The organism is Prosthecobacter fluviatilis (assembly GCF_042655725.1).
GTDB lineage: Bacteria > Verrucomicrobiota > Verrucomicrobiia > Verrucomicrobiales > Verrucomicrobiaceae > Prosthecobacter > Prosthecobacter fluviatilis.
The window spans coordinates 111,192-132,667 of sequence record NZ_JBHSMQ010000002.1; the positions used below are offsets into that span (position 1 = coordinate 111,192).

At 61.6% G+C, this 21,476-nt stretch carries 21 protein-coding genes; 5 read left to right on the forward strand and 16 right to left on the reverse strand.

Features of this window, described 5'->3' with window-relative positions:
- Window positions 1–187: 187 nt before the first annotated feature.
- The 3 genes from ACFQDI_RS05670 to ACFQDI_RS05680 form a co-directional block, all read right to left on the reverse strand.
- A complete protein-coding gene (locus tag ACFQDI_RS05670; protein WP_377164320.1) occupies window positions 188–844 on the reverse strand; it encodes an ATP-dependent Clp protease proteolytic subunit in 657 nt (218 codons plus the stop codon).
- A gap of 107 nt (window positions 845–951) precedes the next feature.
- Window positions 952–1,278: a quaternary ammonium compound efflux SMR transporter SugE gene (gene sugE / locus ACFQDI_RS05675; protein WP_377164322.1), complete on the reverse strand. Its 327-nt coding sequence runs from the start codon at window positions 1,276–1,278 to the stop codon at window positions 952–954.
- A gap of 47 nt (window positions 1,279–1,325) precedes the next feature.
- Complete coding sequence (locus ACFQDI_RS05680; RefSeq protein ID WP_377164324.1) at window positions 1,326–3,818, reverse strand: protein kinase domain-containing protein; 2,493 nt, start codon at window positions 3,816–3,818, stop codon at window positions 1,326–1,328.
- A gap of 142 nt (window positions 3,819–3,960) precedes the next feature.
- On the opposite strand from ACFQDI_RS05680, the gene ACFQDI_RS05685 reads away from it, so the two are divergent.
- The 4 genes from ACFQDI_RS05685 to rpsF are packed head-to-tail and all read left to right on the forward strand — an operon-like array spanning window position 3,961 to window position 6,567.
- The gene (locus ACFQDI_RS05685; protein ID WP_377164326.1) at window positions 3,961–4,899 is read left to right on the forward strand and encodes a ribose-phosphate diphosphokinase; all 939 of its coding nucleotides are present in this window, start codon (window positions 3,961–3,963) and stop codon (window positions 4,897–4,899) included.
- Window positions 4,900–4,959: 60 nt separating this feature from the next.
- Window positions 4,960–5,622, forward strand: a complete 663-nt coding sequence (locus tag ACFQDI_RS05690; protein ID WP_377164328.1) for a 50S ribosomal protein L25 — start codon at window positions 4,960–4,962, stop codon at window positions 5,620–5,622.
- 54 nt (window positions 5,623–5,676) lie between these two features.
- Complete coding sequence (gene pth / locus ACFQDI_RS05695; protein WP_377164330.1) at window positions 5,677–6,258, forward strand: aminoacyl-tRNA hydrolase; 582 nt, start codon at window positions 5,677–5,679, stop codon at window positions 6,256–6,258.
- An 18-nt stretch (window positions 6,259–6,276) separates the two neighbouring features.
- Window positions 6,277–6,567, forward strand: coding sequence for a 30S ribosomal protein S6 (gene rpsF / locus ACFQDI_RS05700; RefSeq protein WP_377164332.1), 291 nt, complete (start codon window positions 6,277–6,279; stop codon window positions 6,565–6,567).
- Between the two features lie 596 nt (window positions 6,568–7,163).
- Here rpsF and ACFQDI_RS05705 read toward each other — a convergent pair.
- From ACFQDI_RS05705 to ACFQDI_RS05760, 12 genes are all read right to left on the reverse strand, one after another.
- On the reverse strand, window positions 7,164–8,387 hold the full coding sequence (locus tag ACFQDI_RS05705) for an aspartate kinase (RefSeq protein WP_377164334.1): 1,224 nt from the start codon (window positions 8,385–8,387) through the stop codon (window positions 7,164–7,166).
- Between the two features lie 157 nt (window positions 8,388–8,544).
- The gene (locus tag ACFQDI_RS05710; protein WP_377164336.1) at window positions 8,545–9,129 is read right to left on the reverse strand and encodes a pseudouridine synthase; all 585 of its coding nucleotides are present in this window, start codon (window positions 9,127–9,129) and stop codon (window positions 8,545–8,547) included.
- Entirely contained in the window at window positions 9,129–9,548 is a 420-nt protein-coding gene (locus ACFQDI_RS05715) for a hypothetical protein (RefSeq protein ID WP_377164338.1), read from the reverse strand. Before ACFQDI_RS05715 ends, ACFQDI_RS05710 begins: the two co-directional genes overlap by 1 nt.
- A gap of 111 nt (window positions 9,549–9,659) precedes the next feature.
- On the reverse strand, window positions 9,660–10,319 hold the full coding sequence (locus ACFQDI_RS05720; protein WP_377164340.1) for a lysophospholipid acyltransferase family protein: 660 nt from the start codon (window positions 10,317–10,319) through the stop codon (window positions 9,660–9,662).
- Window positions 10,320–10,445: 126 nt separating this feature from the next.
- Complete coding sequence (locus tag ACFQDI_RS05725) at window positions 10,446–10,889, reverse strand: DUF3592 domain-containing protein (protein WP_377164342.1); 444 nt, start codon at window positions 10,887–10,889, stop codon at window positions 10,446–10,448.
- 78 nt (window positions 10,890–10,967) lie between these two features.
- A complete protein-coding gene (locus ACFQDI_RS05730) occupies window positions 10,968–12,635 on the reverse strand; it encodes an ATP-binding SpoIIE family protein phosphatase (protein ID WP_377164344.1) in 1,668 nt (555 codons plus the stop codon).
- Window positions 12,628–13,839 (reverse strand): MlaD family protein, encoded by a 1,212-nt coding sequence (locus ACFQDI_RS05735; RefSeq protein WP_377164346.1) that lies wholly within the window; start codon window positions 13,837–13,839, stop codon window positions 12,628–12,630. The genes ACFQDI_RS05730 and ACFQDI_RS05735 overlap by 8 nt, the downstream gene beginning before the upstream one ends.
- Entirely contained in the window at window positions 13,836–14,720 is an 885-nt protein-coding gene (locus ACFQDI_RS05740) for an ABC transporter ATP-binding protein (protein WP_377164348.1), read from the reverse strand. Before ACFQDI_RS05740 ends, ACFQDI_RS05735 begins: the two co-directional genes overlap by 4 nt.
- Complete coding sequence (locus ACFQDI_RS05745) at window positions 14,720–15,466, reverse strand: MlaE family ABC transporter permease (RefSeq protein WP_377164350.1); 747 nt, start codon at window positions 15,464–15,466, stop codon at window positions 14,720–14,722. Before ACFQDI_RS05745 ends, ACFQDI_RS05740 begins: the two co-directional genes overlap by 1 nt.
- A gap of 16 nt (window positions 15,467–15,482) precedes the next feature.
- Complete coding sequence (locus ACFQDI_RS05750; RefSeq protein WP_377164352.1) at window positions 15,483–15,833, reverse strand: STAS domain-containing protein; 351 nt, start codon at window positions 15,831–15,833, stop codon at window positions 15,483–15,485.
- Between the two features lie 15 nt (window positions 15,834–15,848).
- A complete protein-coding gene (gene xylB / locus ACFQDI_RS05755; RefSeq protein ID WP_377164354.1) occupies window positions 15,849–17,351 on the reverse strand; it encodes a xylulokinase in 1,503 nt (500 codons plus the stop codon).
- A 118-nt stretch (window positions 17,352–17,469) separates the two neighbouring features.
- Window positions 17,470–19,137, reverse strand: coding sequence for an ABC1 kinase family protein (locus ACFQDI_RS05760; RefSeq protein WP_377164356.1), 1,668 nt, complete (start codon window positions 19,135–19,137; stop codon window positions 17,470–17,472).
- Window positions 19,138–19,229: 92 nt separating this feature from the next.
- Between ACFQDI_RS05760 and ACFQDI_RS05765 the strand changes: the two genes are divergently transcribed.
- Complete coding sequence (locus tag ACFQDI_RS05765) at window positions 19,230–19,811, forward strand: NADPH-dependent FMN reductase (RefSeq protein WP_377164358.1); 582 nt, start codon at window positions 19,230–19,232, stop codon at window positions 19,809–19,811.
- Between the two features lie 52 nt (window positions 19,812–19,863).
- On the opposite strand, the gene ACFQDI_RS05770 is transcribed toward ACFQDI_RS05765, so the two are convergent.
- Window positions 19,864–21,405 (reverse strand): FHA domain-containing protein, encoded by a 1,542-nt coding sequence (locus ACFQDI_RS05770; protein WP_377164360.1) that lies wholly within the window; start codon window positions 21,403–21,405, stop codon window positions 19,864–19,866.
- Window positions 21,406–21,476 lie beyond the last annotated feature (71 nt).

A 21,476-nucleotide genomic window follows, 5' to 3' on the forward strand; every position in this document is an offset into this window, starting at 1 on the left:
AAACCCGAAGTTATCCGGCACCCGGATATTTAATAACGCGAATGGGCGCGAATATCCGCGAATTTACAGGAATGACGCTGGGTTGGAGCCTGGTTCGTGGCGATTCGCGAGCATTCGCGTTTGATGAATGATTTTTGGGCACAAAAAAGGGCGGGAGTGTGAGTCCCGCCCTCTTTGGGTGAATGGGTTATTTGGAGTCGGAAGGGATGTCCTTTTTGCCTTCGAGGACTTTGTCTACGAGGCCGTATTCGGCGGCCTGGGCGGCGGACATGTAGTTGTCGCGGTCGGCGTCGCGCTCGATCTGCTCAACGGACTTGCCGGTGTGGTGGGCGAGGATGCGGTTGAGGCGTTTTTTGAGGCCGAACATGTACTCGACGGTACGCTCGACATCGCTGGCGGTGCCGCGTGCGCCGCCGGAGACCTGGTGGATCATGATGTCGGAGTTTGGCAGGGCGTAGCGCTTGCCCTTGGTGCCTGCGGCGAGGAGGACGGCGCCCATGGAGGCGACGAGGCCGATGGAGTAGGTGCAGACGTCACAGGTGAGGAACTGCATGGTGTCATAGATGGCGAGGCCTGCGGTGACGCTGCCGCCGGGGCTGTTGACATAGATGTTGATGTCCTTCTTGGGGTCCTGCATCTGGAGGAAAAGGAGCTGGGCGATGATGATGGAGGCCATGGTGTCATTGACCTCGCCGCCGAGGAAGATGATGCGGTCCTTCAGCAGGCGTGAGTAGATGTCATAGGCGCGCTCGCCACGGCCTTCGGATTCGATGACGGTGGGGACCATGTAGCTGGACTGAGGGGCGATGACGGAGGGAAAATCGGAGTATTGGCTGGGGGTCATAAGAGGGAATGAAGAGGCGGGGGGGGTGGTTGTCAAAGGAGAGATGGAAGAGGCGGAGCGGGAAATGACGAATGAGCAAATCCGAATGACGAGTCCAGAATGCAGTATCAGGCGGGCGGGGTGGAGGCGAGCTTGAGGCCGACGACGCCGGAGATGATGAGCAGAATGCATACGAGGCGGGCGGCGGTGCGGGGTTCATCAAAGATGAAGATGCCGATGAGCGCGGTGCCGACGGCGCCGATGCCAGTCCAGATGGCGTAGGCGGTGCCGAGGGGAAGCGTGCGGAGGGCGAGGGAGAGAAAGAAGAAGCTGGCGATCATGAGCGCCGCAGTGATGAGGCTGGGGCCGAGGCGGGTCCAGCCGGCGGTTTGCTTGAGGCCGATGGCCCAGGCGACTTCTAGGAGGCCGGCGATGATGAGGTGAAACCAAGGCATGATAAAGACTAGACTACGCACCAAGGCTCAAGAGCAGAGCTCTTTTTTCAAAGCAGTTCGAGGGTGATGTCCTTGAAGGCGACGCTGCCTCTCATTGACTGCAGGCCGATGGTGCCCTCGAAGGTCTGGACGTAGTTTTTGCTTCCAGACGGGGTCCAGCCGGAGGGCAGAGACCACTGATTGACCTGAACTCCGTTGATCCACACGGTGACGAGGCCTGATTTACTGGTGATGCGCATGGCGCGCCACTGATTGAAGTAGCGCTCGGAGGATGATTTGATGGAGCCGAAGGTGTCGCGGCCGTCGATGCGGAGGTTTTGAGGCGCCCCGCTGCTCATTTCCACGGAGCCGAGGATCGAGCCGGTCTGGCCGGCGCTTTCGTCGATGTTCACCTCAAAGGCCGAGACCTTGCGGTTGATGATGGTGACGGGGTCAGGTATGTGGAGCCAGATGCCGGAATTGGAGCGGTCCTGGCATTTGACTTTGATTTCGAGGGTGAAGTCTTTCCAGTCGGGGGCGACGCCAGAGGCGCCGACATAGATGAGGTTTCCGGGCCGCGAATTGCTGCGGATCTCGCCGCTGATGACGGTGAAGGAGTCGGCGTCACCAATGATGCGCCAGCCGCTGAGGGATTCGCCGTCGAACAAAGAAAGCCTGCCTGCCAAGGGGGAGGTCTGCGGTGGGAGGGAGGCGCTGGAGGCTGCTTTTGCGGCACGCTGCCTGCGGCGGGCGACGACGTCTTCACGCTTGGTGCGGATGGCTGCGGCGTCTGCGCCACGGCCCTGGGAGATGACTTCCTTTTCCAAGGCGTTGAGGACCTCGATGTAGCGATCGTAGAGCGGGAGGGAGGAGGCATCCTTCTGCTGGGCGTATTTTTTTTCTGCGCTGCGATAGGCGTTGCGGAGACTGACCACGGACTTGTGCAGGCTGGCAGGGTCAATGGAGGGCATGAACTTATGCGTGGTGAAGCGCTGCTTTTCTTCACGCAAAGCCAGTGTTTCATCGAGCCGCCCGGCTTTGCTGGCGTCCAGCATGGCGCGATCGAGCGCGGTGGAATAACCTGAGCCTAAAGTGTTGAGCTGATCGGTGTAAGCGGCGTTGACGTCGCGCTCAAAAGCGGTCTGGAACTGGGACTCAAGCTGGGCCAGGCGCAGGACGATGGGCTCGTTGACAGAGGGCGCTGGGGTTGGAGGGGCGGGCCTGACGGTGACTGGTGGCGTGGCCGGGACCATGGCCGGTGGTGTGACCACGACAGGTGTGGGGGCGGGAGGTGCGGGCCTGACCTGAGGCGGTGTGACCGTGGGGGTAGTCTGCGGCGGTTTGGGCTTAGGCTGGGTGGACGGGGACGGGGTGATTTTAGGCGTGGGGACCGGTGGAGATGGCGGGGTGATTTCTGCTGTCTCGAAAGGATTGGGCGGGACTGAGGGGGAATGACGATTCACGACGAACCAGCCGCCGACGCCGAGCATGAGCAGGGCGGCGAGGACGTAGGGCATCGTGGATGCTGGCTTGGCTTTGGACGGAGGCGGTGGCTGATAAGGGTCCTGTCTGGACGGGGTGCGCTGCTGCGTGGAGCCGGGGTTGCGTGAGGAGGGGACCACGGTCCTGCCGTGAGTGTTTGGCTGCTGCCTGGGCAGCACGGCGCTGGATTCCTGACCGGAGATGGCGCGCGGGGTGGTCAAAATCACGTCCAGGGCCTGACGCAGCTCGTGGCTGCTCTGGTAGCGGTCCTCGCGGTCGTGCTCCAAAGCGCGGCGAACGATGGCGTCGAAGCGGGGGTCGATGCTCTGAAATTTCTGCGAGGGCATCTTGAACATGCCGCGAGGGATGTCTCCCGTGAGCATCTGATACAGCATGACGCCGACGGCGTAGATGTCTGCGCGGCCGTCCACGTCCGAGCCGAGCATGAGCGTTTCCGGAGCCACGTAGTCGGGGGTGCCCATGGCCATGCCGGTCTGGGTGAGGCCGGAGTTCTGATTTTTGTCCGAAAGTTTTGCAAGGCCGAAGTCTGCGACTTTGACGCGGCCTTCGACGTCGATGAGGACGTTGGAGGGCTTGATGTCGCGGTGGACGATGCCCTGCTTGTGGGCGTAGCCGAGGGCGTCGCACAAATGGGCGGTGATGGCGAGGGCGTGCTCCGGAGGGAGCTTTCCTTCGCGGGCGATCATGCGCTGGACGTCGGTGCCGTCGACGTACTCCATGACGAAGTAGAGCAGGCCGTCTGCCGTGCTGCCAAAGTCATAGACACTGACGATGGCGGGATGATTCATGCGGCCCATGAGGCGGGCCTCGTTTTTGAAGCGTTCGGCAAAAGCGAGATCCTGCCGATCCATGGCGGGAGGGAGCAGCTTGATGGCCACGGTGCGCTCAAGACTGAGCTGAGTGCCTTTATAGACGGCCCCCATGCCGCCCCTGCCGATGAGCATGTGGACCTGGTAATGGGGCAAAATTTTCTGCAGCTCCGCCGGAGAGGGCGGCTCCCAGCGCCAGCCGCCGCCGGTGGTCTTCGGCGGGGGAGGTGGCATGAAGGAATCACTCATGGCAGATCTAGGTAAGGGGTGGGTAATTTAGCAGCAGATTTACCGCCAGGGCTACGGAAATTTAACCCGAAGCACAAGCATTGAGAGACGGAATGATGCGATGGGTTGATTTCTGTGACAGGCTCGCCTAACTCCGCGCCCCATGAATGAAAGTCTGAAGATTTTAAGCGGCTCCGCGCATCCGACGCTGGCGAAGTCGATTGCCCAAAACCTGAACATCGAGCTTTGCGCCGCTGAGCTGACCACTTTCCCAGATGGAGAGACTTTCGTGCAGATCCACGAGAACATCCGCGGTGGTGATGTCTTCATCGTGCAGCCGACGTGCCCGCCGACGAATCAGAATCTGATGGAGCTGCTGATCATGGTGGATGCCGTGCGCCGTGCGAGCGCCAACCGCATCACGGCCGTGCTGCCGTTTTTCGGGTATGCCAGGCAGGACCGCAAAGACCGCCCGCGGGTGCCGATCACGGCAAAGCTGGTGGCGAACCTGCTGGTGGCCGCCGGGGTGAACCGGGTGCTGACGGTGGACCTGCACGCGGGGCAGATTCAGGGCTTTTTTGACATTCCGGTGGATCACCTCTACGCCGCGCCGGTGCTGATGAAGACGATCCGCGAGCGCGAGATCGGAGACCTGGTGGTGGTCTCTCCCGATGTGGGAGGCATCAAGATGACGCATGCCTTTGCCAAGGCGCTGGGTGCGCCGATGGCGATCGTGGCGAAAAACCGGGTGAGCGCCGAAGAGGTGGAGGCGCACAGCGTGATCGGAGACGTGGCCGGGAAAAATGTGCTGCTGGTGGACGACCTGACGGAAACCGCCGGTACGCTGACCGCAGCTTCAGAGCTTCTGCTGAAGCATGGGGCGAAGAAAATTTACGCCGGGGTCTCCCATGCAGTGCTGGGCGACAAGGGGCGGGAGCGCATCGCCAAATCGCCGATTGTGGAGCTGCTGGCCACGAACTCGACGCCGCAGGCGACGGGGGAAAAAGTCACCGCTTTGGACATCGCCCCCCTGCTGGCGCAGGCGATTGCCCGCATTCACGGGAACGAGTCTGTCACATCCCTGTTTGACACGCGGGGATAGGCGTGTATTCTCCGCGCCCTTTTTCCAAAACTTAATCTCCTCCCCTGAGGAACCCCGACCATGGCCAAAATTCTCGATCTCCAGGCAGAAGTCCGCACCCAGTCCGGTACCGGCGCCGTCAAACGCATGCGCAAAGCAGGCAACATTCCCGCCGCCCTCTATGGTCGCAAGGTGAAGCCTTCCAGCATTCAGGTGCATGGCAAAACCTTCTCGAAGCTTCTCGAAGGCAGCGCCTCGGACAACATTCTCGTCTCGCTGAAGATCGCCGGAGAAGAGCAGCTGGCGCTGGTGCAGGAAGTGCAGCACGACTACCTGCGCGGCGGCATCCTACACATTGACTTCCACGCTGTGGCCGCTGACGAAGAAATCCATGCCAACGTGCCTGTGACGATCGTTGGCGAGGCCAAGGGACAGAAGCAGGGCGGCATGGTGGAAGCCATCCACCACGAAATCGAAGTGCGCTGCCTGCCGAAGGATCTTCCTGAGAGCATTCAGATCGACGTCACCAGCCTTGAAGTCGGCAAAGGCATCCACGTGGGTGAAATCAACTTCCCTGCCGGTGTCACTCCCCGTCTGGGTGGTGATGTCGTCATCGTCATGTGCGAAGAGCCCAAGGTGGAAGCGGAGCCTGAGCCCGCTGCCGCAGCCCCTGCCGCTGGTGCGAAGCCAGCCGCCGGAGCCGCAGCCCCTGCCGCTGCTGCAAAGCCAGCCGCCAAGAAGTAATTTCCGCCCTTTTTCCACGATGTGGCTTCCGGTGCGGATACAAAGAGCAGCGGCGTGAACGCGCCGCGACTCATTGTAGGCCTCGGCAATCCCGGAGAAACCTACCGCGACACACGCCACAACATCGGATTTATGGTGCTGGACGAAATCGCACGACGCCTGGGAGCCGCTTTCCGCGAGGAAAAGCGCTGGGCTGGCATGGTGGCCAAGTTTGCAGGCGGGTATCTGCTCAAGCCGCTGACGTTTATGAACGACAGCGGCCGCTCCGTGCAATCTGTGGGCCACTTTTACAAAGCCACGCCCGAGCAAACGCTTGTGGTTTACGACGATGTCGATCTGCCACTGGGGCGTCTGCGCTTTCGCACGAACGGCTCTGCGGCCGGGCACAACGGAATCCGTTCTCTTATCTCCTCTCTGGGTACGCAGGAGTTTCCGCGCCTGAAAGTGGGAATCTCTCCGGCAGATGGCCGGCCAGCCGGTGACCGCATGGTGGGACACGTGCTGGGAAAATTCCGCCCCGAGGAGCAGGCTGAACTGCAGACGGTGATCCAGCGTGCTGCTGACGCCGTGCTTTCTGCGGTTGATCGCGGGCTGGAAACCGCCATGAATGTCTTCAACCGACAATCCGAATCTTAACCCCGAACCACACCACCTATGAACCGCAAATACGAGGCACTCATCGTGCTCGACACCAAAGGCAAAGAAGAAACCGTTGACTCCCTCGTCAGCACCATCAGCAAGGACATGGAAAAGTCCGGACTGAAGCTTGAGCAGATCGACAACATGGGCAAACGCAAGTTCCCCTTCAACCCACGCCACGTCGAAGGCGGGCACTTCATCAACATCCAGTTCAACGGCGAGCCTGCCGCCCTGGACAGCCTGCGCGCGAAGCTGAAGCTGAACGAGAACGTGTACCAGCAGTATTACCTGAAGCGCAGCGCGTAGTCTGACGCGCCGGTGTTTTTTCATCACCCCGGTTTCGCATGTGAGTGCGGGCCGGGGTTTTGTGTTTTTTTTGGATGATGGCTGGTGCTGGTTGTTCGCTTGATGGTGCGTGGCGAACCGTGGCTTGGTCGAGCCACCCGCAGCCTAGAGAACTGCGTGCGCATCCAGTCTTGCGGTAACGTGGCAGCGGTGTCTGCCAGGTGAGGATTGCAGCGGCTGATAAGGATTGATACCCTGAAGCGATGAAAACGGGTCTGAAGGTGGAGGCGCGAGCCGACGGAGGGGATCATCTTGATCCTCCCACCTGCAGCGTGTTCGCGGATGTGCTATGGCGCTGGATGAAGCGGGGGGCTGGGCTTTGTGGTGACGTGAGAATTCAGGGGCTATGCGGGAGCGTGAGGGATCGGGACGATTCCTCTCCGCCAGAGTGCTGGCTGGCCTCATGGGATGCTGGATTCCATCCATGAGACCCGTCTTCAGGTCTGCGTGGTATGAGTTCCTGCCTCATTGCATTGGGGGCAGAAAAAAGCGTCCCATCTTGGAGCAAGATGGGACGCTCGAATCGCAGGCAGGAGTGCCTGCATCACTTATGATTTTCAGGCGTCGAGGCCGAAGGCGGTGTGCACGACGCGGGCGGCGTTTTCGACTTCGGCTTCGTCCACGATGACGGCGGTCTTGATCTCGCTGGTGGAGATCATCTGGATGTTGATCTTGGCGTCTGCGAGGGCCTTGAACATCTTGGCGGCGACGCCACTGTGGCTGCGCATGCCGATGCCGACGACGCTGACCTTGGCGATGCTGCTCTGGGTGCGAAGCTTGGCCTTGTCTCCAAGGGTGGGCAGGACTGCATTGAGAACGGCCTCGGCCTTGGCGAGGTCTGCCCCGCTGAGGGTGAAGGAGATGTCGGTGATGCCATCAAAGCTGACGTTCTGGACGATCATGTCGATCGTGACATTGGCCGTGGCGATGGCGCCAAAGATGGCGGCGCTGATGCCTGGACGGTCTGCGACGTCGTCGATGGTGACTTTGGCCTGGTTGCGCTCGAGGCTGACGCCGCGGACGACGACGGACTCCATGCCGGGGGATTCTTCTTTCACGATGGTACCGGGGTTGTTGTTCATGCTGTTGCGCACTTCAAAGCGCACACCAAATTTGTTGGCAAACTCGACGCTGCGGCTCTGCATCACCTTGGAGCCGGAGGAGGCCATTTCGAGCATCTCTTCGTAGCTGATCTCGTTGATCTTCTGGGCGGTCTTCACCACGCGTGGGTCGCAGGTGTAGACGCCGTCCACGTCGGTGTAGATCTGGCAGAGGTCGGCCTTGATGGCGGCGGCCATGGCGATGGCGGTGAGGTCGCTGCCGCCACGGCCAAGGGTGGTGATTTCGCCGCTGGCGGTCTCGCCCTGGAAACCGGCGAGCATGACGATGTTGCCTTCGTCGAGCATCTTTTTCACGGCATCCGGGGTGATGTTGACGATGCGTGCCTTGGTGTGGACGCGGTCGGTGGAGATGCCTGCCTGGGCACCGGTGAGGGAGACGGCCTTGCCACCGAGGGCATTGATGGCCATGGCGGTGAGGGCGATGGTGGTCTGCTCTCCGGTGGCGAGGAGGACGTCCATCTCGCGCTCGATGGGTTCACGCTCGGGGGAGACTTCTTTGGCGAGCCTGATGAGATTGTCCGTAACACCGGACATGGCGGAGACAACGGCGACGACCTGATTGCCGGCGCGCTGGGTTTCCAGAATGCGTCGTGCGCAATTGCGGATTCGCTCGGGGGTGCCGACGGAGGTGCCGCCGTATTTCTGGACGATGAGGGCCATGCTAGGGTTGGGGAAAGGGCGCGGAAAATGGCATGGTGGCGCGGGTGTGCAAGGGGGGATTTGGGGCGGCGGAGGGGGGGACAGTGGTTGGCGGGTGTTTCCGGAGGATTGACGATTGTCGAACCATCGATTTTCGATTTCTGAACGCTCGGAGGGCTTAAGCCTGCTTTGAGGTGGGGAGGACTCGGTGCTGTTCTTCGGAGGTCAATCCGCGCCAATGGCCTGCGCTCAGGCCCAGATCCTGAAGGGTGAGGCTGCCGATGGAGACGCGGATGAGGCGGAGGGTGGGGTGGCCGACGGCGGCGGTCATGCGGCGGACCTGGCGGTTTTTGCCTTCGGTGAGGGTGAGCTCGAGCCAGGAGGTGGGGATGTTTTTGCGGACGCGGATGGGGGGAGTGCGCGGCGGGTGAGGGGGCTCGGTTTCGAGGCGGCGGGCTTTGCAGGGGAGGGAGTGGAAGTCTTTGAGGTCGATTCCGGAGCGGAGCTTTTTCAAAGCTTCTTCGGTGACGGTGCCGTCCACTTGGGCGTGGTAAGTGCGGGGGTGGGCGTGGCGGGGATTGAGGAGGCGGTCGTTCCAGCGGGCTTCATCGCTGAGGAGGAGGAGGCCTTCGGAGTCGCGGTCGAGGCGGCCGATGGCATAGACGTGCGGAGGGAAGCCGAACTCGGCGAGGGTGCGGTGGGAGGGATGCTCCTGGGTGAACTGGGAGAGGACGTCGAAGGGCTTGTAGAAGGCGATGAGCATTACTTTTGTTTTAACGCTTCCAACTGGCGCTCCAGTGCTTCACGGCGTTCCCGATATTTGGAATGAGTGGTGTTTTCCTTCAGGACACTGCGCAAGGAAGAAATGGAAATGATGATCCCGAATACGCCCATGCCGAGTGGGACAATGGTGAAAATGCCTGCACCTGCTTTGGAGAAGCCTGTGGCCATGAGAATGCAGACAACGGTGAAAAAGACTCCAAACATGGAGCCCATGATTTTTGAGGCTGGTCCCGAGGCGTCCTTTTTTGCGTCGAGCATGTGATCCATGCCCAGCTCGCGATCCAGTTTCTCAATTTCATTTTGCAGAGCGATGACCTCCAGGCTCTCGGCCATCTTGCCGGTATTTGCGGCGATCCTGGCGACTTCTTCGGTGAAGATGGAGTTGTCCGTGCGCTTCACCTCGAGGCTGCTGTGGCAGAACTGGCAGGTGACGAAGCGTGTGGTGTCGGAGACTTGCAGAGGGGCGCCACAGTGGTTGCAACGGACGGAGAGCGTGTCCATGCCGTGAGGCTAGCGGGAGCGCTGGAGATTTTCAAGGGTGGTTCCAAAACGCATGACATCTTCCAATGCGAGGCGCTTTTGCTCGAACTCCTCCTCGGTCATGCGGCGGGGGATGTGATGGGGCTTGTCGAAGACGAGGGTGACTTTGGAGAAGGGCAGGGGCAGGAGGAATTCATCCCAGGTCTTGAACTGGATGGCGTGGCTGTAGTGCATGTGCACTGGGATGATGGGCACGCCGGTGAGCTGGGCGAGCTTGACGATGCCTGGCTGTACACGGTGCAGTGGGCCGCGCGGGCCATCGGGAGTGATGCCGATCTCGTAGCCTTCGCGTGCCTTGGCCGCGAGGGCGATGAGGGCGCTCATGCCTTTCTCGGGCTTGGAACTGGAGCCGCGCTCGGCCTCGATGCCGAAGCTGGCGCAGACATCGGCGATGATCTGGCCGTCTCCGCTGGGGCTGGTGAGGATGGTGCCGGGGACGTTGGCGAACCACTCATGGTGCAGCCAGGGGATGAGGAACATGCGGTTGTGCCAGAAGGACCAGATCCAGCCTTTGCGCGTGGCGTCAAAAACTCCGGCGTCATCGCGCACTTCCCAGCGCAGGGTGGTGCCGATGCAGCGCATGATTCCTGCGATGATTTTGCCGGCTGACTTGATGCGGATTTTGGCCATGGGAGGGAAGTCACTGCATGGCGGTGTTCTGATCTGTGGTCAAGGTGCGGGATGTTTCTTCCGGGCATGAAAAAGGCGGGAGAAACCTCCCGCCGTGGCAGATGAGATGGGCCAATGCAGGCGCAGCTACTTCTTGAAGAAGAACATGCCAATCGAAGTACACAAGCCGATGGCGAAGGCCCCGATGCCTACACCGAACATGGCTGTCATGTCCGTGGAGCCGCCGACGACAATGGCGCTGTCCTGGATGGCAGAGGGAAGATAGCGTACTTTGACCGCAGGATCGGTGACCGCGGTGTCGCTGGCGTGAGCGGAGAAAAAGTTGGAGGTGACCTGGAAGGTCTGCTTCACCGGGGAGGCATTCTGCGGGGTGTAGGAGACATCAAACTTGTAGCTGCTGGAGCGCCGCCCTTTTTTCCACTCTCCTCCCTCGATAATGCCATCCACCGTGACGCCGTCCTTGTCGAGCGCGGCCAGGCGTTCCTTGTCCTTGTGGCCGTTGTAGGTGAGGATGGGACCTGCAATGATGGCAATGACTGCGAGCAGTTTGATTTTGGTCGGTGTTTCCATGTGATTTTGTGGAATTAGGCTGCCGTTTTATCCAAATCAAACGCAGGGGTCAATACGATTACCGCTATATGCAATTTCTTACAAATGCTTGACCAGCTCGATGACGGAGCGCCCTTCCTCACGGCGGAAATCCACGCGGTCGAAGATCTCGCTGATGACGTGAAGGCCAAGGCCGCCGATGCGGCATTCGATGGAGGGCGGTGCCACGAGCTTCTGAAAATCCTCATTGGTGATGCCTGCGCCGTAATGCTCAATGAGGATGCGAACAGCGCCAGCGGACGACTCCATGCGGCAGGCTGCCGTGCGTTCGGAGCTGGAGGAGCAGTAGGCATATTTGCAGATGTTGCTCATCACCTCGTCACAGCCGAGCACGAGGAGGCCGGTGAATTCGTCGTTGAGGCCATGGTAGGCGGACCAGGTCTCGATGAACTGGCGGACGAGGCGCAGGGTGTCGGGGTGGCAGGAGAGGGCGAGTTCATCCGGTGCGGGCGGGGAGTGGTCAGTGATGGCAAGAATGGTGGCGTCATCCTGGTAGCTGGAGCCTCTGGCGAAAGTGAGCCACTGACTGACGAGGTGTGGCAAAAAGCCCTCACCGCCGCCGGCTTCCTGCAGGGTGGCGGCGAAGGCCCTGTCCTCAAAGTATTCGCCTGCGCTGTTCTGGACTTCGAGAATGCCGTCGGTGTAGAGCATCCACTGACGGCCGGTGCTGAGAGGGAGCGAAGTCTCCGAGTAGCGTGCGGCGCAGGAGATGCCGAGGGGGGCATTGCCTGGAGTGGCGACTTCCCGCCAGGCTTTGCCATCGAACACCTGAGCGCCGGGCAGGCCTGCACAGCAGAGCCACACGCGGCGAGACTTTGGGCACACGAGCATGGCGTTGATGGCGATGAAGCGGCCCGCCTTCATGACGCCGCAGAGGCGCTTGTTCAAAGTCGCCATCCATTCGGCGAGGTTCATCGTGGCACACAGGTGGGCAGTGGAGGCGATGAGGGTGGTGCCGCGCGCCATGTCGAGTGCGGCGGGCAGGCCCTTGCCGCAGACGTCGCCGACGCCGAGAAGGATCTTGCCGTCATCAATCTGATGCCAGAAATAGAAGTCGCCGCCGACTTCGCTGGCGGGCTCGTAGAAAGTCTCGACTGCGACCTCTCCGAGGCGCACCTGGGGAGAGGGGAGAAATGAGTTTTGGATTTCCGAGGCGAGGGAGAGCTGCTGCCGGGTTTCAGCTTCCTGGATGGCTTTTTTCTGTGATTCGAGCCGCATCAAGGTCACGGCAATGAGGCTGCCGAAAGTCTCGAACATCTCGACGTCCTGAGGGGTAAAGGATGAGCCGTGATTGGGATTGATCGCCTGCATGACACCGAGGCAGCGGTCGCCATCGAGAAGGGGGATGGTGACCATGGCACGGGTGACGAGGTCTGACTGATCGGAGGCCGGTCTGAAGTGACGAGGGTCGCTGAGGGCGTCTTCGATGTTGACGGCTTTTTTGGTGGAAAAGACGTCTCCGGCGATGCCCTTGCCCTTGGGGACACGGACCTCCATGGCATTGATGGGGTCAAGGGTTGAGCGGATGAGGAGGTCTTCGCTGGGGCCGTCTGGGAGGAGGACAGAGCAGACTTCACAGTCCATGACCTCGCGGGAGCGCTGGAGGATATGATCGACGAGCTCGACGAGGTTCTGTGTGCTGCTGAGACGGCGTGCCACGTCGAGCAGGACGCTCTGGCGTGAGGCGATGGGCTGGGGGTTACTCATTGCGTTTGAAGAAGTTGAGAAGTCCTTTCTTCTTGTCTTCAGGGGAGGCGCTCTCTGGGGGCATGGGGCCGGAGGCGGCGGGTTTGGATTTTGAGTCGAGTTCTTTGATACGGACGGGGTAGGGGGTGTGGGTGCGGCGCATGTGCTCGATGATCTGCTCCTTGGTGGGGACTTCGTTTTCCTTGCTGCCAAAGATCAGGCGGCTGGGTTTTCCCGCGAGAGTGCCGGTGATGTACTCGCCCCAGACGACGAGGGCGTTCATTTCTTCGACGAGGGTGTTGATCTTGCGCATGGTGGTGTCGAGGTGCTTTTCGAGCCCCGGGCCGGAGGCGTCTTCACCGCCGCCGAGCATTTTGTGGAGATCGGTGGTGATGTCATCCAGGCGTGTTTTCAGGCCGGGCCTGCCGTCCGGTGTGCCAGCGATGGTCTGATGGAGCTCCTTGGAAAAGCTTTCGAGGTTGGCAAGGATGGTGTCTGCGCGGCTGGCGAGGCCTTTGTCTGCCGCGCCCTTGGGGCCTTTGACGAGTTCCTGGATGCCTGTGGCGGTTTCTTCGAGCTTGTCGGCCACGGCATGGATCTTCTGGCCGAAGCCGGGTGTTTTGCCGTCGCCCGCGAAGGTGGTTTTCAGCTGCTGGGTGAAGGCTTCGATGTTGGCCAGCGAGTCGGTGATTTTTTGAGAGGCGTCTCCCTGTCCAAGAGGGCCGGTGATTTTTTTGAGGTCGGCGGTGATGTCCCTGAGATTGGCAAAAATGGCGTCGCCGCCGGGCAGCATCATTTCCAGCATGCTGCCGAGGCTGGTGGAGGTGAGCTGGGCACCGTCTGCCAGCAGACCCTCTTCGTCGTCCTGGCGAATGAGGGCGATGTGCTTTTCACCGAGGATGGATTCGGCGCTGATGATGACTTTGAGCCTGGAGGGAATGGGGGCGGGTTTGAAGACTTCGATGTGAACGCGAACGGTGTTGCTCTGAAGAATGCGGTCTGCGGGGGGCAGGTGTTCGATGCGTTCAACGACGCCGATTTTGTCGCCTGCGAAGAGGACGGTGGTGTTGCGATGAATGCCGGTGACGTCGGCAAAATCGACGGAAAAATGGAGGCGGGGTTTGCGCCAGGGATCGCCCGAGACTGCGAAGACCAGCGCGCCGAGCAGGATCAGGGAGCACAGCATGACCAGGGTGGCCACGGCGGCATCTTGCTTGTTTTTCATGGCTTGGAGGAGTGGATGGCAGAACGTGAATACATGCCGGTATCATTGAGGCCCAGGAGGGCGTCGCGGTAGAGGACCTCGCCTGAGTCGTCGCCGCTGTGGCCCTGGGGATCTCCGTTGATGAACTGCTGAACGGCGGGGTGAGGATGTGCGCGAATTTCTGCGGGGGTGCCTGCGGCAAGGATCTTTCCCTGATGTGCGCCGGTGCCGAGCATGATGATGCGGGTGCCGATACGGAAGACGCTGTTCATGTCGTGGGTGACGACGACGACGGTGGCGCCGATTTTCTGAGTGAGCCGCTGGGTGAGCTCATCGACGACGGCGGTCATGACGGGGTCGAGTCCGGCAGTGGGCTCGTCGCTGAAGACAAGGGGCGGGTCCAAGGCGAGAGCGCGGGCGAGGGCGGCGCGCTTTTTCATGCCGCCGCTGATCTCGGAGGGTTTTTTGTGGCCGTGGCCGGTGAGACCGACCTGCTCGAGCTTCATTTTGACGACGGTGTCGATGAGGCCGGCGTCGAGCTGCGTGTGTTCATGCAGAGGCAGTGCGACGTTTTCTGCGACAGTGAGAGACTGAAGGAGAGCGCCGGACTGGAAGAGCATGCCGTAGCGGCCGCGGAGCTTGTGCATTGCGTCCGGGTGCATGGAGGTGATCTCCTGGCCGAAGATTTTGATGCTGCCGGAGGTGGGCTTTTCGGTGCCGATGAGGTGGCGCAGGAGGGTGCTCTTGCCGCAGCCGCTGCCGCCCATGATGATGAAGGTGTCCCCGGCGTAAACTTTGAAGCTGACGCCGTCGAGAACCTTTTGCCGACCGAAATAGCGCACGAGCGAATCGACCTCGATGATCGGTTCGCCGCCGGAGGGATCTGGAGGAACGGCGTGCATCAGAAAAAGAACAGCGCGGTGAGGAGGGCGTTGGCGATGAAAACGCTGAGCAGAGAGATGACGACAGAGCGCGTGGTGGCGAGGCCGACGCCCTCGGCCCCGCCGGAGACATTGAGGCCGATGCTGCTGGCGATGGTGACGATGAGGATGCCGAAGACGCCGCTTTTGAGCATGCTGATGCCTACATCGCGCAAAGCGATGTAATGCAGAGCATGATTCACGAAGTAGGCGGTGGACATGTGAAGGGAGAAGTGGCCGATGAGCCAGCCACCGGCGAGCCCGACGTAGATGCTGAAGACGGTGAGCAATGGGAGCATGATGACCATGGCGAGGAAACGCGGGACAATGAGCCAGGACATGGGAGAGATGGCCATGACCTCGAGAGCCTCGATCTCCTCCGAGACCTTCATGGTGCCAAGCTCTGCGGTGACTGCGGAGCCGCTGCGACCGATGACGATGACCGCGGTGACGAGGGGGGCGAGCTCGCGCACGAGGCTGGAGGACACGAGGCCGGGAACGAAAACCGTGGCGCCCATCTTGGCAAGCTGGGCTGCCGACTGCATGGCGAGCACCACGCCGATGGTCAGGGCGGTGAGCGCAGACATGGGGACGGCGTGCACGCCGATGCGCACGAGCTGGGCAAAGGTATGACCGATACGCCAGCCCCTGCCTCGAAACGGGGCGATGAACAGCCAGTAGAGCAGGCTTCCGCACAGTCCGAAGTATTGGCGGAACGCTTCGTTCATGGGCGGGGGAGAGGGACTAACGTTTGCTTGTCAGGTCAGCGGCGTCGAGAGCGGCCTCCACGGTGGGCAGGTGGGTGATGAAGTCGCCCAGGCGAACGATTTTGAAAGAGGCATCCACACGGCCCTGGATGCCGGTCAGTGCAAATTCCGTGCCTGCGCTGCTGGCGTGCTGAAAGTACTCCACCACAACCGCCCAGACGGGGGTGTTGACGAAGGTGACCTTGGCGAAGTCAATGATGAGCCGCCTGACGCCGGCCTTCATCTGCTCGCGCACGACTTTCTGGAATTCGGGGACGGTCGCCAGATCGGCCTCGCCCTCAAGTTCGATGACGACGGCGTTTGGGTGTGTGCGGACGGTTGGTTTCATGAAGAAGTCAGGCGTTTAGAGCCAGCCGGTTTGGTTGAGACGGCCGGTGAGCTCCATCTGGCGCTCAAGCTGTGCGGCATAGAGAGCGGCATTTTCGGGGTTGGGTTTGCAGCGTGTGGACTCATCCAGAGTGACGAGCCGCGCGCAGAGCTGCTCGTAGCTGATGCGTTCAGCGCCGCCCTGGTTGGAGTGGGCGTAGGCGGCCTGGATGGCTCCGCCGAGGGCGGCACCTTCGCTGGTGCTGAGGGTGACGACTTCGGCATTGAAGCAGTCTGCGGCGATCTGACGCCAGACGCTGCTTTTGCTGCCGCCGCCGGTGAGGCGGATTTCGGTCGGGTTCATGCCGAGATCGCGGAAGCGCTTGAGACCGTAGGCGAGGCCGAGGGTGGCGCCCTCAACGGCGGCACGGGCGATGTTTGCCGGGGCCATGTTGGTGGGACGGAGGCCATGGATGACGCCGGTGCCATTGGGGAGGTTGGGGGTGCGCTCGCCGTTGAGGTAAGGCAGGAACATGACGCCATCGGCACCGACGGGGGCGGTTTTGACGGCGGCCTCGAGCTGGCTCAGATCCCATTGGAACATCTCGCGCACCTGCTCGGTGACGACGGTGACGTTCATGGTGCAGACGAGCGGGAGCCATTGATCTGTGCTGTCGCAGAAGGCGGCGACTTCGCCCTGACCATCGACGACGGGAGAGCCGGCCACTCCGTAGAGGGTGCCGCTGGTGCCGAAGCTGGCGGTGACGACGCCGGGCTTGATGTTGCCTGTGCCGATGGCGCCCATCATGTTGTCGCCGCCGCCGGCGCTGATGATGACATCGGAGTTCAGGCCCCACTTGACGGCGAGGTCCTTGCGGATGGTGCCGTGGACGGATTTGGAAGAGCCGAGCGGAGGCAGCATGGCGCGCACGGAGGGATCGATGTAATCACAGATTTCATAGGCCCACTGGCGGGTGTTCACGTTGAGGATGCCCATGCCGGAGGCGTCTCCGTATTCCATGCGCTTCACGCCGCTGAGCCAGAAGTTGATGTAATCGTGGGGGAGCAGGATGGTCTTCGTCTTTGCGAAGTTCTCCGGTTCGTTTTGCTTGAGCCAGAGCAGCTTGGGGATGGTGTAACCGGGCAGCATGGCATTGCCGGCGAGGGCGATGACGCCGGGCTGGCCGCCGAACTGATGGGCGATCTCGGCGCACTGAGCCTGGGTGGAGGTGTCACACCAGAGCTTGGCGGGACGCACGGGCCTGTCGTCCGCCCCCAGTGGCACGAGTCCATGCTGCTGGCCGCTGACGCCGATGCCGGCGATCTTGGTCCTGTCCTTGCCGATCTGCTCCAGGCACTGCTGCACGGAGGCGTCCACCGCGTCGATCCATGACTGCGGGTCCTGCTCCAGATGGCCTGGGGGCAGGCCGTCAATCAATTCATAGGAGCTGTGGCCGGCGGCCACGATTTTGCCCGAGTCGAGGTCGAGGACGATGGCCTTGGTGCTTTGCGTGCCGCTGTCGATGCCGAGGAAATACATGGGTGGGGGAGCTAGGTTGGAGTCGGCGAAAGGTTTACGGTGGGGACGGAGGGCAGGTCAAGAGGGCAAGCTGTCAAGAATCGGTCATAATTCGTGAAGATTCAGACATGCATGAAATTCAGTCCTTGGATTGAATGTTCCCCGATTTCTTGATGGCGCGAAGGAGACGCCAGCCAAGGAAGAGAGACAGAGCATAACCGAGGGCGCCAAAGATGGAAATGCCGTAGAGCAGCGGCGCGGCCTGGCGGCTCCACAGTTCACTGGAGCCGAGGAAGATGGCTGCGGTGAGGATGCCGAGGACGAGGCGGTTGACGATGGGGTCGAGGTGGCGGTGGTCGATGTGAACGGTGAAGGAGCCGTCGCGGAAACGGGCGAGCAGGTCGGTGAGATCACGTGGGAGGGCGGTGAGGAGACGATTCCAGACGCGGAAGGAGCGGCGGGCGCGCTTGGCGATGCGGCCTGGGGAAAACCGGCGCAGCAGGAGGCGCGTGCAGTAGGGCTGCATGAGCTCGGCCAGGCTCACGTCCGGGCTGAAGCGCCGGGAGGTGCCTTCCAGCACAATGAGGGTCTTCAGCAGCATCGCGAGCGAGGGGGGGAGGACGATGTGATGGCTGCGGATGATTTCGACGAGATGACTCAAGGCCGCACCGACCTGGATGTCATTGAGAGGATGGCCGGTGTAGTCCTCCATGAACTCCTGGAGGTCTGCGCGCAGTTTGTCACGAGCGCAGTCCGGTGGTACGGAGCCCAGGCGGAGGACCTGCTCTGCGACGAGCTCGGAGTCGTTTTCCACGATGCCGAGCAGGAGGGCCTCGACCTCGTCGCGGAGGTCTTCGTCGATACGGCCGACCATGCCGCAGTCGATGACGCCGACGATGTTTCCTGGGAGGAGGATGAGGTTTCCGGGATGAGGGTCAGCGTGGTAGAAGCCGTCGCGGAAGACCATTTCGAGGTACATGTTGGCGCCGCGTTTGGCGAATTTGCCGAGATCCACGCCGGACTGCTGCAGGGCCTCGATGTCTGTGCCGACGATGCCATCCAGGCGCTGCATGGTGACGACCTGGTGGGAGCAGAGCTCGCCGAAGAGTTCGGGGATGCAGACGGTCGGGTCGTCGGCGAAATTGCGTGCAAACTCCTCCTGATTTTGCCGCTCGTAGGTGAGGTCGAGTTCGCGAAGCAGGGTGCGGCGGAACTGGCGCACAACAGCCAGCGGCTGGTAGGAGCGCAGGGCAGGGGAGTGCTTTTCCAGAAGCTCGGCGAGGGCCTGGACGATCTCCACATCCGTGGCGGCCTGTTCGGCGACGCCCGCGCGGCGCACTTTGACTACGACGCTATGGCCGGTGTGAAGGCGTGCGGCATGCACCTGGGCCACGGAGGCGGCGGCGAGAGGGGTGTCGTCAAAGGAGGCAAAGAGCTGCTCAATAGGCAGGCCGAGCTCAGCCTCAATCGTCGCGCGAGCGACGGCAGCGGTGTCTGCGGGCACATTGGCCTGGAGCTGGGAGAGCTCCTCGGTCAGGTCCGCGCCGAGGAGGTCTGCGCGGGTGCTGAGCATCTGGCCGAGCTTGATGAAGGTGGTGCCGAGCTCTGTGAGGGCCATGCGCACGCGGGCCGCCTGAGTCACGCCGGTGGTGAGAGACTGGCCGTCAGCGCTTTTGAGGCGGTCCTGAAGCCAGGAGTGTTTGAAGCCCCCGAACAGGTCCGCGAGCCCATATTTGCCGAGAACGGCGGCTATTTCCGCGATGCGTTTAGCGTAACGTTCGAGGCGGGCCAGGGCGTCAATCTTCATTATGGGGCCAACCTTCACAGAAAAGAGGTGCCTGACAACGCTGAAAGCTCACTCTTGGCTGGCGGTTTTGGCGTGTGCAGGTATCCATGGGAATGAGCACTCCCAAAGTCCTTGCGTTTGCAGGCAGCACCCGCGCAGCATCCTACAACAAGAAGCTGGTCCGCCACGCCGCCGAGGCGGCTCGTGCGGCCGGTGCCGAGGTCACGCTGCTGGATCTGCGAGACTACCCGCTGCCACTGTTTGACGGTGATCTGGAAGATGAGCAAGGGCTGCCTGAGAATGCGAAAAAATTGAAGGCGATCTTTCGTGAGCATGATGCGCTGCTGATTTCATCGCCTGAATACAACAGCTCAGTCACCGCCGTGCTCAAGAACACCCTGGACTGGGTGTCGCGAGCTGAGACGGATGAGGAGCCTGCTCTGGCGGCCTTTCGCGGAAAAGCGGCTGCCCTGATGAGCGCCTCTCCAGGGGCGCTCGGCGGGCTGAGGGGGCTGGTGCACCTGCGTGCGATTCTGGGCAACATCGGTGTCATCGTGCTGCCGGACCAGGTGGCCGTGCCCAAGGCGCATGAAGTCTTTGATGAGAGCGGCGCACTGAAGGATGAACGTGCGGCCAAGCAGGTGACGCACGTGGCGCAAGGCCTCGTGGGGTTTCTGAAAAAGCACCTGGGGTGATGTGTGACTGACGCGGAGCTGGCCCTGGTGAAGGTGTGAGCTGCTGGCCGGCTCAGGCGCGCGCGGCGGCTTTTTGGGTGCCAGGGCCCCGGGTGCGCTCTGACTTGATCGGGACCGGGGCAAGGCGGATCGTCTCGACGTGGACCACAACGGGGGGCGCAGCACCGGAAGCCTGCTGTGCCGCTGGGTCTGCAGGACCTGCGGCGAGAGGGCGCAGAGATGCGATCTTCGCCTCGAGTTCAGCGAGTTCGCGGCGTGCGGCTTCGACCTGGGAGGTGAGCACGGTGTTTTCTGGTTCGGCAGGAGTGGCCGCATCCTGGGCGGGCTGGCGTTTCGGGGCGGCGATTTGCGAGCTGCCTGCCTGTGCGTCGCGGTAGCGCTGCTCGACAGCCGCGAGACGCAGTCTGGCGTCTGAGAGCTGCTGCTTTGCGGTGGCGAGGTCCTGATTGAGCTGATCCAATTCGACGCGCTTGGTTCTGGCTTCTTCGTGACGGCTGGTTTCAGCTGCGAGCGCGGCGGTGCATGCCGCGAGCTCTGCGGAGCGAGAGGCCAGCTGTTTTTCGCCAGCGGCGAGTTCTTCCTGGAGGCGCTGCAGCGAGGCCTCGGCTGCGGCACAGCGCTGCTCCAGAGACATGAGGAGAGATTCAAGGTCTTTGACGGCAGCTTCCTCCCGCTGGTGCCTGGCAGTGAGCTCCGCAGTGGCGGTGCTGAGAGAGGTGTGCCTGGCCTCCTCTTCTGCGATGCGCTTTTCATGCTCGATGATCTGCTGGCGCAGAGAGTTCAGCAATGCCTCGTCCTGCTCGCATTCATCGCGCACCTGTTTGAGCCGGGCTGCGGCCTCCTCCTTTTGAGCGGCCAGGATTTCGATTTCCTGCTGGGCTGTAGCTGCTGCGGCGGTGAGGCGCTGGACCTCGGTGGACTTTTCGTAATGCTGGGTGTTGAGACGCTCGAGGGCCGCAGTTTTATCCTCGTGCTGGCGCGTCAGGGCGCTGATGGTTTCAAGCCACTCATGGTGTGCCGTTGTCGCCTGCTGCACAGCGGCTTTGACGGGGGCGAGCTTTGCCTCCTCCGCACGCAGGGACTCCACGCGTGCCAGATGCAGTTCGCGCTCTTTTTCGGCGCGCTGCTGCCAGTCGCGAAGCTCCTTTTCAGCGGCAGCGATCTCGGATTTGATCCGTGCTTTTTCGGACTCCAGTCTGGCGATGTCTTCGTGATGGGCCTTGTCTGAAGAGGCCGGTGCTGGCGGGAGGGGAGCTGGAGCCGTGGTGGAAGCCGGAGGAGCGGCGGCCAGGGGGCTGGCGGCGGGGAGCTCAAGATCGAGCGTGCCTACGAGGGGGCCAAAAGCGATGGTGTCTCCATGGAGAAGGGTGCAGCTGAGCTGGGGCTCGCCATTGACGAAGGTGCCTGCGGTGGACTTGAGATCAAAGACCTGGAGGCTGCCGTCGGCGTTTTGGACGATCTCGGCATGATGCAAAGAAATGCGCTCATCATCGACCATGATGTCGTTGTTCTCGTCACGTCCGATGGTGATGTGTTCCTTGAGGGGAACCACCACTTCTTGTCCGTCTTCGAGCACGAAAGTGATTTTGGCCATGGGGGGATTTAGCGTTGAAACTGGCGCAGCAAAGTCGATGAAACGTGTGTAATCAATCAGGCATTTGCATG